Source organism: Streptococcus oralis subsp. oralis (assembly GCF_002096495.1).
GTDB lineage: Bacteria > Bacillota > Bacilli > Lactobacillales > Streptococcaceae > Streptococcus > Streptococcus oralis_CU.
Genome location: NZ_NCUO01000012.1, coordinates 540,828 through 553,095, shown reverse-complemented (window position 1 = coordinate 553,095; position 12,268 = coordinate 540,828). Strand labels below are relative to the sequence as shown.

Sequence of the window (12,268 nt, the reverse complement as noted above, 5' to 3'; positions counted from 1 at the left end):
CAGGCACCTGACTAACAGTTGGTAAAAGTAGTTAACAAATAGTCACTAGGACATTTCCTTTGAGAGTTAAGATTTTCTTATAAAAGTCCTTCATTTTTACAAAACAGGTTCGAATATCATCCTTGATTTCTTCCTCTTCTTCAAGATAATCCCAAATATCGGGGTATAAATCTGCCTTCTTGCATGCTTCCATGCTAAAGTCTGCCAAAGCCCTATCCATGTCAAAATTCTATAAAGCTTGAACAATCTCAGCTATCTTTGAGTGTTCAGTATAGGCTATATATTCTGACACATTTTCTAAAGGGGTCACTCCCAAGACAGCTTCTCTCAAGGGGTCGTCATCCATAAATTCTGAACTACTAAAACCTGTCATAACAAAGAGTAAGGCATCCCACATTTTGTCAATATCTATCAACGTATCATTTCCCTCAGGATAATCCTCTACCAAGTCAAGCAAATCCTCTTCTTGACAAGAATACCGCTTTATTTGGCTTAATTCATTATCAGATAGATATTGATAATTAGCAATCATTCCCATAATGTTTCCTCCTATTAGTCCCCTTTCTTGAAAAAGGCAAGAAATCTACTGTTTTTGGACACTCCTCCTTATTTCTCATTCTCATCTTCCGTCACTTCCCAGACTTCTGACTGATAACCCTCACCATCTATATCATAGCGCTGCATATAGCCAATAAATCTTTCCTTTTTATTTGCCTTACCAGGCTTGAGAATGTTTACAGCCCAGAATCCGATAAGAATGACAACTAAAAGTGCTACTACTGTCTCCATACTACTTCTCCCTTGCCTAGCTTAATATCCTTCAACCCACTTTTCATTATCCATAATGAAAGGTTTGGCCAGTCCATCACCTGTATAATCCGCATACTTTGTAGCTAAATACTTGTAACAATCTTCCTTGCTCTCAAACTTAATTGCTTGATAAGGCTCTTCAAAAGTCAGTTTCTCTACAAATAAGAAACCCTCCTCAGCTGGCACTAAAACACCTACGTGCCCAACAAAAAGATACTCTCCATCCAAATTATCATGCAACACAACAGACAACATTCGAGCTTTATCATTGAATTGAAACTGTGAGAAGAATTTCTCCATCTTCTGCGCATGAACTTTTACATCCATCGTTGCTTCCGTCGCTACCCTAGAAAATAGAATATCAAACTCTTCCTTATCTTTCGCATCAAATACTTTTCCCTTATCGATAGCATCGTTATCCACAAAAAGTAGCTGATCATTCTTTTCAAGCTTTGGAATTGTGACCGAATTTTTCAAGAGCGCATAGCTATTGATGCGGCAGTTGGTTCCGACAAAGTCACCCTTTTTTTGATTCCATAGATTACTAATTTTCTCTACATCGTATTCTGTCTTCGTAAAGGAGGCAAAATTTCCACTTAAGCCAGTGGAGCCGACAGTCGCATTATAGTCTGTGACAAGATTGAAAAATGCCTCAACACTATTTGGGTCCAAGTGAGCTGATAAGAGAGATTTGACCTCTTCGGTACTGACTTGACCGTTTAGATTGGAATATGAAGCCGTCCAAGGAACTTTATCTGAGCTGGTCTGTGTCTGGTTTGCAGCTTCAGTGCTCGTATTATTTTGCTGACAAGCAGCCAATCCAAGAAATAAGGGCAAACACAGTCCCAAGGCTACTACTTTTCTCGTTCGTTTCATGAAATTTCCTTTCTAAAGCAAAAGTCTCTATTTTTCTTTAAACACTCTTCACTAATACCTCATCCGATAATCCGTGACTTAGCTTTATTATACTACATAAGTCAAAAAAAGACTGCACGAATCACCTATTCATTACAGCCTTTTTAATCCTATTTTTTATTGAATCACAAAACCTTTAGGCAATATCACCAGTTGCTGCTCCAATACTTGGCAATGACTTGCTAGAGCTACAACATCACTATCTACAAGATAATTTTCAGTTGATTGGTTAAAAACAGCTTGGATTTTTTGTCCATCATAATCCCATGCCAGAGATACCACATCTGGCTTGATTTCTTTCAGTCTATAGGTCCCGTTCTGAATTATATCTGAGACACTCTTGCGAAGCTGAATCAACTTCTTCATAAAATTAAGCATGTCATTACTGTCTGAAACACGTTCCCAAGGCATGACACGACGACAATCTGGATCTGGTCCTCCACCTAACTCCAACTCTGTTCCATAGTAGAAACACGGTGTCCCTCTTTGTAAAAAGAGGAAAGCAAGAGCCGACTTAACGAGTTGAACATCTTCCTTGGCAGTAGTCAAAATGCGCTCCGTATCATGCGAATCCAAAAGATTGAACATCACTTCCGAAATCTGTTGTCTATAGTACATAGACTGGCTATTGATTTCATCGATAAATTGAGGTGTCTTCTTAGTCCCTCGCAAGAAATAATCCTTGATACTGTCAGAGAGAGGATAGTTCATGACTGCGTGGAATTCATCTCCATTTAGCCAGGGCTGTGAAGTGTGCCAAACCTCTCCAAGAATATAAAGGTCAGGCTTTTTAGCCAAGACAGCCTTATGGAAATCTCTCCAAAATTGATGGTCTACTTCATTGGCCACATCCAGGCGCCATGCATCGATATCAAACTCTTCAATCCAGTAAGTCGCAACGCTTAACAGATAGTCTCTCACTTGAGGATTGGCCGTATTGAGCTTGGGCATATAGCTGGCAAAGGCAAAGGTATGGTAAGGGAGTTTTCTTGGGTTTCCCAGCTTATCCTTGGTCACGGGGAATTCTTGAACATGGAACCAGTCTTTATATTCCGACTTTTCACCATGCTTGAGAACATCCTGCCATTGTGGAGACTGGTCCCCGATATGATTGAAAACAGCATCCAGCATGATTTTCATGCCCCTCTGATGGGCTCCCTCCACCAGTTTACGGAAAGTTCCCTTGTCTCCAAAATGATGGTCAATTTCGAAATAATCCGTCGTATTATACTTGTGATTGCTTGGGGATTCAAAAATCGGACAGAGATAAAGACCTGTAATCCCTAAGTCTTGCAAGTAATCCAGATGGTCAATAATGCCCTGTAAATCACCACCAAAGAAATCGCTCGTCTTTGGCTTGATAAAGGAATCCCAAGCTAGCGCACCTTCAGGTGAAATCTCAGGATTGCCATTAGCAAAGCGTTCTGGGAAAATCTGGTACCATACCATCTCTGCTACCCAGTCAGGAACATGGCAAGCATCAATCTCATGGATATACGGAATTTTAAAGCCATTTCCTTCATAATGAAGGTTTTCTAGCGTATTTTCAACACATCCCTTATCGCCATAGAAAATACTCTGACCTTGCTTATCCTTGAGTTCAAAGAGATACTGGAGTCGCGCATAGCCCACTGAAACTTCTGCTTGCCAGTAATCAAATAAGGCATCAGAAGTTACTTTGACCATCTCCTTGTTTACTTCATAATGGTCCTCTAAAAAGATAAAAGGATCACCATAATGCAAATGGATGCTTTCAATATCATCTTTCTTAGTCCGGATACGAATGTGCATTATCTTATCCTTATAAAGATAAGCATACTCCGACTCTGTTCTATGGTAAATGGCAGTCAATTCCATTGTTTTGTCTCCTGATTTACTTTCATTCATCTGTAACGCAAACGCTTTCACCTTTGTTGTTCTAGTATACTACTTTAAAATTTTATTTTCAAGACTAGTCCGTAGTTTTGAGTGGATTGTTTTTCAAAATAAAAAAGCAGCCAGTCTTACAACTTGCTACTTTTCAAATGATGATTTTACAAATGTCTTTCCAGCCAATCTATCTTTTTAAAATCTTTATTGTTATTGTGGTCATTTCGATAGGAATCTTGGGAAGAAGCCTTGTATATACTGAAATACTGTTCCAAACTTGGAACACGAAAAGTGATGTCCTCGAGATGAATCAACTCTATATCTGATTCCGAAACTCCTGCAAAATCAAGTAACGAATCGATACTTCCAAATTCAACACTCACTCTATCCTTTTGGAATTCATGCTCATGAATATCTGTTAAGGCGTAGCCTAAGTCTTTCATCACTTTCATTATCTTGTCCCAGTCATAAATTCTGAGATGATCAGGTGCTTCCCAACCTCTAGGGTCACCAGGCACATGAATGTCAATGTCAGACGGCTGCCATTCTTCATTTGAACGGTATTCAAACCCCAATGACCCCATGAGCGTCGGAGTGATTCCGACTTGGTTTAAATGAGAACAAATTGTTCGAAATTCATCAAATAGAGAATTCATTCCTCCTCCAATCGTTGATATAGAACTTAATTTCGTTGTGAACAATAAACTAATTTTTACCTTCTACTCTTTCGGTTTTGAAAATACTTCTACTCGTTGAGCTAGGACTTTGATTTCTACAGGTAGGTTATCCGATTTATCGCCGTCAACATCTGACTCCAATTCACTATCTGAAGAGATTTTAATATTACGTGCTCTGATATACTCAATATTATCATTTCCGACAACATCTCCTTTTAGTAAATCAGGAATAACGGATAATTTAGAGAATATAGAAGCATCTTTTAGAATCAAAATATTGGCATAGCCATCTTTGTCTTCTTCAAAGATTTTCTTGTCAGCGAAGTAATTTGTCAAGAGAACCAAAACATGGCTCGCTTCACCAATATAATTTCCGTTTTCTGTCTCAACCTTAATGTTAAAGACCTGATCCGTCATGACAGACTTCATGGTATTTACAGCATAGGCAAGAATACCAAATTTTGTCTTATCCTCGATTTCAACATTATGAATCGCCTCAGGCAGAGAACCGATACTAAATATATAACCAAAATAGTTGTCATTCGCTTTACCGATATCAATCTTGTTGGTTAAGTTAAAATCGAGTTCATCAATCGCACCATCGATGTCTTGATTGATTTCCAAAAGTTTCGTAATGAGGTTACCCGTACCGCCTGGGATAATCCCTAACTTAGGAATGTAGTCTCTCTCAGCAATACCCGAAATGACTTCATTGACAGTCCCGTCTCCACCGAAAACAACCACTGCATCGTACTGCTCACGAGAGGCTTCCTCAGCAAAATTTGTTGCATCCAACGCTTTTTCGGTAATTTTGGTTTCAACATATTCAAAGTATTCTTTTGCTTTATTCTCCAGCTTTTCTTTATAATCCAAAGCCTTCTCCCCACCAGAGGTAGGGTTGATAATTAACATTACTTTTTTCATTGATTTTCTCCTTAATATTCATTAGAAATGTTTATATTACATCGTATGCAAGTAAATGTACTCCCATTATATAATGAAAATGCTGGAAAGAAAAATATGACGTACTGGAGATTAAAACTCTTTTATTTTATATCAACCTTATTATCCCATCGCCTGAGTATATCCTTTAAGGGTTCATCCAAGTAAGAATAGGTCTTTTCCTTAATCCAATCAGGAATACCATAAGCTGCCTCTGCTATGCTGCCAGTGATTGTAGCAAGTGTATCACTGTCGCCACCAAGTGAGATGGCATTTCTTATCGCATCTTCAAAGTCTGTACTTTCAAGAAAGGCTATGATGGCCTGAGGAACTGTATCCTGACAGGTTTCATTGAACCGATAGTTAGGACGAATTTCATCTAGTGATTGAGATAGGTTATACCCATACTCCTTCTCTAGGTACTCTTTGATGCGTCTCTTACACTTTATAGGGTTATCATTTTAATAACACGCTAACTCACTTACAATATAATACAAAAAATATATTTTTAGAGAAATAAGATAATAAAATTATTTTAGCATAAAATTTCTGAACAAAAATTTAAATTTCAAGAAAAGTATTACTCTATTCCCTCTCTCAATCCTTTAACATCTATAGTTCCAAGATTAGTATCCTGACTTCTATGAGAAGGAAAGCCTGTAAAACCTGGTCTAGAAGTACTACTACGAGACTTGTCATAAAACACACTCAATATACCCGTTAATATAAACTGAAGTCCTAAGTGCATTTCTTGATCATTGTGAGTAAAATGTATATACCTAGCGCTATTTCCTCCCTGTGGAGGGCGTGTCTTAAAAATAGTCCATCCATTAAGGGAACCAATATATCCTACTAGATTATCAAAATAATCATACTCATTTGAATAGGTTGATTCCATTTTATTAAATATTGTACTTGGACGAATATTTGTAGATTCCATTGAAACTAATGCTAAAAACGGTCCTCGTAACGGAGTATCTTGATTTGAACAATGACAAAGTTTTGAAGCCGATCTCAACGATTCAATTTCAGGAATTATATGGTTAGTTTTTAATTTCTTTTTTACAGATATGATTCCAATAACACCCTCAGGTGGTACAATAACACTTTCACCAAACCTTTGAAAAACAGGATACCTTCCGCTATTATAAACTATGATGTCCAATTGTGAAGAATTAGTATCTTCCTTATTTCTCCTACTTCTATTATCTAACTCCGTTTTTACAGCGGGTCTCAGTATGAATCCTGTTAATACTTCCAATTCCCTTGGTAAATACTTTTTAAGATATTCCCGTATTAGAGTTTCAACATACCTTCCATCTTCTGCGTTATGTGCTGAACCTTCTACTTCTTTTGATGGAATCAATACTTGAAATTGTCTATAGGTTTCTAGCATTGCTTTTATCTCATTCGACCAATAGTTTTGTAACCTTCTTCCATCCATGACTAATTAATTTATAACCTTTCAATTTATACTAAAAAATAGCAATCATTTCTTCTCAAACACTACTTATTAGGTATTATTAACTGCTTATCTACAATCATCTTGATACATAATTACATATTAATACTCCTCAAAATTTATATATTTTTTATAGGGCAACCACAACGATATCTAGATTAATTTCTTAATAAAAGTAATAAAATAAATCATTGGCATCTCTTTCTTCCCATGTGCGAAAAATCAATCTTTCTGTTTCTAAAATCATTTTTCTCTCCTTAAATTCTAACTGTTTATAACATTGCTTAAATGGAGGATTTGTCACGATTTGACTCTTTGTATCAACGCTACCGCTCCGACATGTGCCACAGTCGGTTGCTACCCCTCAATCACATTAATACCGAGGGTATACTATACACTTTTGAATACCATGTGATTCTCAAAACTCACTCCTATATTCGTCATAGTTTCTTTGGTTACATCTTAGTCAATAAGTTACTTCCCATTATGACCAAAAATCTGTATTAAATTTCTTACTTCTTAAATAAACTTGCTTAAAATTAATTCCAAAAAAGACTAAGGTAATTAATTGTCGTGATAAATACTCTACATCTATTAGATCATCAGGTGACACATTAACCTTATTGCCGTGAGCTATATCGTTCCTAATTTTGACAAGTTCCTGAACTCTGTTACTATCTATTTTGAGTAATGTTGATTTGGTAGAATCACCATCATCCAAATTATTTGTGATACTGCTTAACGCTAGAACTATGCGTCTATGATTTTTTCTCTCAAGGCTATTATTTAATGTTGAGTTTAGTTCTCCAGCTAATTCAGTAAGAGTTTCTTGATCAAAAAACGTATTATCAAAATTCGACAAAAACAATTGCTCCAAGAAGGTCTTTGTTAAATTTTTTCTTGCCTCATTAGAAAATCCTGTCAAAATTTTAGTATTATCAAGTTGCAATTTTGCTACACGTTCAATAGGCTTAAAGTACATAAAGAACTGTTCTTCACTGTGATTTCTATAGTCATGTAACGCTCCAATAGAACACATCTTCATCAAAGATAAGATTTCATTCCTGCGCTTTCTATTTTTCTTGTGATTCAATTTACGTTCTATGGTAGAAAGTCTTTCCAGCCATTCAGATACTGATGGATTTTCTAATTGTCTTTCATCTAAAATTTCCTCAGTTTTCTCGAAATTATACTCAAAAGTAAAAAGAGGCAAAGTAGTAAAAAATGATAATAGAATCAGACATTCACTAATATTTTGTTTCTGAGCAGAAGTAATCTTTAAGTAATGACTCTCATTACTGTTCACATACTTTATCTTACATTTCCAAAATGCTATCACTGCTCCATTTGGTAATTGCAACCTAGTACTCCAAACATCATTAAGATCATCATAAAAATCATTGAAATCAATAGTTACAGCATATATCATTATTTTATTCCACCTTTTCAGTATTCGTTTTATGCTCAATATTATAATATAAAAATTCACAAAATGCTACAATCGAGGCTTTTCATATCCCTTTTCGTTCAAAGTTTTAAGATTTTACCAACAAGCTTACACACTCGACGTATAGTAATATTCTACTTTTATACTAATAAACAAAAGGCAGTAAAAATCATTTTAGAATGATACTGTGGAACGGAAAGATTATCACTACTTCCAAAAGAAACGACATTCATCACTCCACTTTAAATTATAATAGATAATTCTCTAACATAGATCATCTAATTATCCAATCGTTACTTTCAATAATGGATATACTAATCTAAAGTTAAAATTACTTTTCCTTACCAATTCTATTACTCGCCAATATAGTATAAATCAAATAACCAATAAAAATGATAATAAAAATAAGATTAATTTTTAACACAAAATAGAGATTTAACAAATTTGCGAATGCATGAAATAATACACAGTATCCCACAGATTTCGTTTGACGGTAAAGAAGCCCTAAAACAAAACTTAAAAATAATGTATATATAAAAAATAAAATAAAAGGAAATCCTTGATGACTTTCTCCAACTATAAACCATAAAGGCAGATGCCATATTCCCCAAATTGATCCTACAATCAAATTAGATTGCCAATAAGTATATTTTTTGTCAAGTAATGGTTGTAATATTCCTCTCCATCCTAATTCTTCATGTCCACCACCAAAAAAAATTAGTTGTATAAAGAATAATGGCATCAGATAATTAAATAAAAAATGTTTAAATTTTATATTATTACTTTTTAAATAAAAGCCACTTGCAATAGCTGGTCCAAGTGCACCAACTATATGTAATATTCTTCCTATAAATGTCTCTAATCCCAAAATATAAGATTGTGTAAATATGGCAAGAAGCCCCCAAGATATATAAGTAATTCCAAATGTAAAACAAAGATAATTTTTTAAATTCTTTTTGTCAATTTCTGTCATTTTATCGCCCTTATCTTGATTATTTTATGAATAATATTTTTACTGCTTCTTAGTTGCTCTCGATTTATAACTAACTATATTTTATCACAAAAATGCAAAAAAAGCCTTACAATCAAGGCTTTTCATTATTCATTTCGTCTACACTTTAGTTACTAGATCAAGATTTAGATAATGGAAACTAGTCAATTTTCTCAATAATGTTTCCAAGTTTATCTAATACAAGACATGAATGATTATTTAGTGGAATTATGGGAACATTAACAAGTTCTTCAGCTCTATCCTTATTTGCTTTATCATTCCATGAATCATAATGAACACTAATTAAAAACTGACTAAAAACTCCTAATCCATTTTTTATCTTTATCTGATGTTCTGAATTATCATTAGGTGAGACATAGACTTTTTCTCCTAATAATAGGGCTCCTGCAGAAAACCCTATAACTTTTGCCCCTTTATTAAGCATATGATCGATATAATTTTTGAACTCCTGATTGACATAAGTAGCTATATATTTTTCCGTATTTCCACCACCGATGATGATTAGATCAGCATCTAAATAGCTATCAAAATCAATCTGCTCAGTGTCCAAAAGTAAGTAATCAGTGTTTAGATTAGGAAATTGACTTTGGAAAACTTCCGTGTACTTCTTCATATAGGGTTGCCAATTATCTTGAAAAACTGTAAAAATAACAATTCTTTCAATCTTGCTTGATAATACAGTTTTATCAACAATGCTATATTTCGTTATTGGGGGATTCCCACCCATCAAAAAAATTTGTTCTTTCAAGTTAACACACTTTCTAAAGATACATAAAGTTTAAACAAGTTTATTCACGTTTCTAAATTATAATTTTTCCAAAGCGAATAAGTTCTACTTATAGCATATTAAAAACTTAGATCTTTATCACGGCGTTCTTATCCTATTATCCAATTCCCTTCTTCATTGGTTCATTTAGAAGAGAACGAGCCTCTTCCTTAATCCAAGTCAACAAACCGTAAATCGATTCCAGTGTGCTCACAGAGATTACTGCAAGATAAAAAATATCGCCACTAATGTAAAATATGATTCATATAGTACCAAAATTAAAATAAATAAATTATTCTTTTATTTCACTCATAAAAAACATACTCTCAGTTAGTTTTAAAGGTAATTATCCCTTATTTTGTTTATTAAATTTTTCTATTTCTGCTTCTATATCCTCGGGCCATTTAGAATTTTTATTTAATGTTGCTTCCTTTATCATCCACTTTTTATATTCTTCTTGTCTAACGTTATTAACTAAAGAGAAACGTTCATTCTCAAAATTTTTACCTGAAACTTTTTTTACATTCGTTTCAAAATCAAGTTTTTCAGCTACCTCTTGATATGCTATATACGAAACATATAAATGCCATTTTTGACTAGGATTTATTGAATTTATGGTTTCAACACCCTCATATCCTGATTTTATTAATGTATACGCCTCTTCCTCAGTAAAATATTTGAAAGTTGCTAATTCGGTGAGAGTTCCACTATTCATTCTACTTATAATCTCATTAGCATAGAAAATATCATCGTCAAGACCTTTTACTTCTCCCTTTGAAATGTTATAGAATGTCTTCGCTAATTTATTACAATCATCATCACATTGTTTTCCTGGGATATTTTTCTTATCTTTATAAAAGAAAATTATATCATCGTATGTAATCATACTATTCTACACCTTTCATAAATTCTTAAAAAAGTATTATCTTATCGTACATTTCTCACTCAACGACAGATATAGCAGAGGCGTCTGCAGAACTCAAAAGGTTTAGGAAACCTTTTGAGGATTAACCACGTTTCTCTAACAAGCTTACACACTCGACGTGGTGCGTTTGAGGAAACAGATCCACTGGCTGTACTTTCTTCAATTTATATCCCAATTCTTGATATAGTTTGATATCACGCGCCATGGTTGCAACATTGCAGGAAATATAGGCGATGCGGTCAGCTCCTGTTTGGCTGCTTGCTTTGATAAAGCTTTCGGTTAAGCCCTTGCGTGGTGGATCAACCAATATAACGGTTGGGTGAATACCTTCCTTGAGCCAATTCTTCATAGCATTTTCAGCCGTGTCACAAACATAGTGGACATTGGTGATATTGTTTAATACAGCATTTTTCTGGCTATTTTCCACTGCTTCTGGAATAACTTCAACACCGTAGACTTCTTTGACATGCTTGGCAACGGATAATCCAATCGTTCCAATCCCTGAATAGGCATCGATCACCACATCATCTTCTCTTAACTCCGCAAAGTCAATGGCTGTTTGATAAAGTTTCTCCGCCATTTGAGTATTGACCTGGTAGAAGGCTGGGCCAGCGATTTGGAAGTCATTTCCCAACATATGATCAGTAATATAGTCTTGGCCATAAAGTGTGCGCCATTCTTTCCCAAAAATCGCATTGGTATTCTGGTCGTTGATATTTTGCATGACAGACACAATCTTTGGAAACTGCTTGATGAGTTGTTCAATCAATTGCTCAACACGAAAAACTTTAGGACGAGTTGTTACTAAAATCACCATGATTTGTCCTGAATAATGACCACGTCGCACTACAAGATTTCGAATCAAGCCAGACTGCTCCTTTTCGTCATAAGGTTTTAAATCAAAACGACGAAGCAAATCGCGTAGAACTACCACAACTTGGTCAATGACAGGATCCTGGATAAAGAAATCTTCAAGAGGCATAAGGTCATGCGAATTCTTACGGAAAAAACCAGTTTCCAAGACACCATTCACTCGACGAACGGGCACCTGTGCCTTATTGCGATACTTGACTGGATGTTCCATACCTAGTGTTTCAGCGACCTCTACATCTCTAATGCCAGCAATCTTGTAGAGACTATCCTTGACTTGCTTAGTTTTAAACTCGAGCTGCTCTGGATAGGCAAGATGCCCCAAATCAGCGATACCTGAGCGTAGATAAGCTAGGTCAAGGTCTTGGTTACGATGTGAAGAATGTGTAAGGTATTCTTCAACTTTCCCGTAGCCAATCTTTTTATTGACCTTAAGGACTCGCATGAGAATTTTCTCAGTTGGTAGAGCATTTTCTACAAAGAAAACCAAACCATCTACCTTAGCAACCCCAGCACCTTCATGGGTCAAATCAACAATTTCAACTTCTACAATATCATTTTTCTTTAGCATAT

11 protein-coding genes and 2 pseudogenes are annotated in these 12,268 nt (G+C 35.1%); all 13 read right to left on the bottom strand.

What is annotated here, in order from left to right; genetic code table 11:
- Nucleotides 1–31: 31 nt before the first annotated feature.
- A pseudogene (locus B7717_RS09765) lies at nucleotides 32–538 on the bottom strand (YfbM family protein).
- Between the two features lie 68 nt (nucleotides 539–606).
- Nucleotides 607–789, bottom strand: coding sequence for a hypothetical protein (locus B7717_RS08130; RefSeq protein WP_070567336.1), 183 nt, complete (start codon nucleotides 787–789; stop codon nucleotides 607–609).
- A gap of 21 nt (nucleotides 790–810) precedes the next feature.
- Entirely contained in the window at nucleotides 811–1,686 is an 876-nt protein-coding gene (locus tag B7717_RS08125; RefSeq protein WP_049478262.1) for a DUF4300 family protein, read from the bottom strand.
- Between the two features lie 156 nt (nucleotides 1,687–1,842).
- Entirely contained in the window at nucleotides 1,843–3,582 is a 1,740-nt protein-coding gene (locus B7717_RS08120) for a glycoside hydrolase family 13 protein (protein ID WP_084944518.1), read from the bottom strand.
- 176 nt (nucleotides 3,583–3,758) lie between these two features.
- Nucleotides 3,759–4,250: a nucleotidyltransferase gene (locus B7717_RS08115; protein ID WP_084944517.1), complete on the bottom strand. Its 492-nt coding sequence runs from the start codon at nucleotides 4,248–4,250 to the stop codon at nucleotides 3,759–3,761.
- Nucleotides 4,251–4,313: 63 nt separating this feature from the next.
- Entirely contained in the window at nucleotides 4,314–5,195 is an 882-nt protein-coding gene (locus B7717_RS08110; RefSeq protein ID WP_084944516.1) for a diacylglycerol/lipid kinase family protein, read from the bottom strand.
- A 122-nt stretch (nucleotides 5,196–5,317) separates the two neighbouring features.
- Nucleotides 5,318–5,674: pseudogene (locus B7717_RS08105) on the bottom strand (ADP-ribosylglycohydrolase family protein); the annotation flags it as partial.
- Between the two features lie 119 nt (nucleotides 5,675–5,793).
- Nucleotides 5,794–6,609, bottom strand: a complete 816-nt coding sequence (locus B7717_RS08100) for a DUF6602 domain-containing protein (RefSeq protein WP_197905355.1) — start codon at nucleotides 6,607–6,609, stop codon at nucleotides 5,794–5,796.
- Nucleotides 6,610–7,159: 550 nt separating this feature from the next.
- Nucleotides 7,160–8,104, bottom strand: a complete 945-nt coding sequence (locus B7717_RS08095) for a HEPN domain-containing protein (protein ID WP_038806090.1) — start codon at nucleotides 8,102–8,104, stop codon at nucleotides 7,160–7,162.
- Nucleotides 8,105–8,453: 349 nt separating this feature from the next.
- Nucleotides 8,454–9,095, bottom strand: coding sequence for a CPBP family intramembrane glutamic endopeptidase (locus B7717_RS08090; RefSeq protein ID WP_084944515.1), 642 nt, complete (start codon nucleotides 9,093–9,095; stop codon nucleotides 8,454–8,456).
- Between the two features lie 178 nt (nucleotides 9,096–9,273).
- A complete protein-coding gene (locus tag B7717_RS08085; protein ID WP_084944514.1) occupies nucleotides 9,274–9,882 on the bottom strand; it encodes a Type 1 glutamine amidotransferase-like domain-containing protein in 609 nt (202 codons plus the stop codon).
- Between the two features lie 364 nt (nucleotides 9,883–10,246).
- Complete coding sequence (locus B7717_RS08080; protein ID WP_084944513.1) at nucleotides 10,247–10,786, bottom strand: hypothetical protein; 540 nt, start codon at nucleotides 10,784–10,786, stop codon at nucleotides 10,247–10,249.
- Between the two features lie 121 nt (nucleotides 10,787–10,907).
- On the bottom strand, nucleotides 10,908–12,266 hold the full coding sequence (gene rlmD / locus B7717_RS08075; RefSeq protein ID WP_084944512.1) for a 23S rRNA (uracil(1939)-C(5))-methyltransferase RlmD: 1,359 nt from the start codon (nucleotides 12,264–12,266) through the stop codon (nucleotides 10,908–10,910).
- Nucleotides 12,267–12,268 lie beyond the last annotated feature (2 nt).

What these genes read in the sequence shown, in the direction of transcription:
- rlmD (WP_084944512.1), bottom strand. Translation starts at nt 12,266, where the DNA reads ATGCTAAAGAAAAATGATATTGTAGAAGTTGAAATTGTTGATTTGACC.
- B7717_RS08125 (WP_049478262.1), bottom strand. Translation starts at nt 1,686, where the DNA reads ATGAAACGAACGAGAAAAGTAGTAGCCTTGGGACTGTGTTTGCCCTTA.
- B7717_RS08100 (WP_197905355.1), bottom strand. Translation starts at nt 6,609, where the DNA reads ATGCTAGAAACCTATAGACAATTTCAAGTATTGATTCCATCAAAAGAA.
- B7717_RS08115 (WP_084944517.1), bottom strand. Translation starts at nt 4,250, where the DNA reads ATGAATTCTCTATTTGATGAATTTCGAACAATTTGTTCTCATTTAAAC.
- B7717_RS08130 (WP_070567336.1), bottom strand. Translation starts at nt 789, where the DNA reads ATGGAGACAGTAGTAGCACTTTTAGTTGTCATTCTTATCGGATTCTGG.
- B7717_RS08110 (WP_084944516.1), bottom strand. Translation starts at nt 5,195, where the DNA reads ATGAAAAAAGTAATGTTAATTATCAACCCTACCTCTGGTGGGGAGAAG.
- B7717_RS08090 (WP_084944515.1), bottom strand. Translation starts at nt 9,095, where the DNA reads ATGACAGAAATTGACAAAAAGAATTTAAAAAATTATCTTTGTTTTACA.
- B7717_RS08080 (WP_084944513.1), bottom strand. Translation starts at nt 10,786, where the DNA reads ATGATTACATACGATGATATAATTTTCTTTTATAAAGATAAGAAAAAT.
- B7717_RS08120 (WP_084944518.1), bottom strand. Translation starts at nt 3,582, where the DNA reads ATGGAATTGACTGCCATTTACCATAGAACAGAGTCGGAGTATGCTTAT.
- B7717_RS08095 (WP_038806090.1), bottom strand. Translation starts at nt 8,104, where the DNA reads ATGATATATGCTGTAACTATTGATTTCAATGATTTTTATGATGATCTT.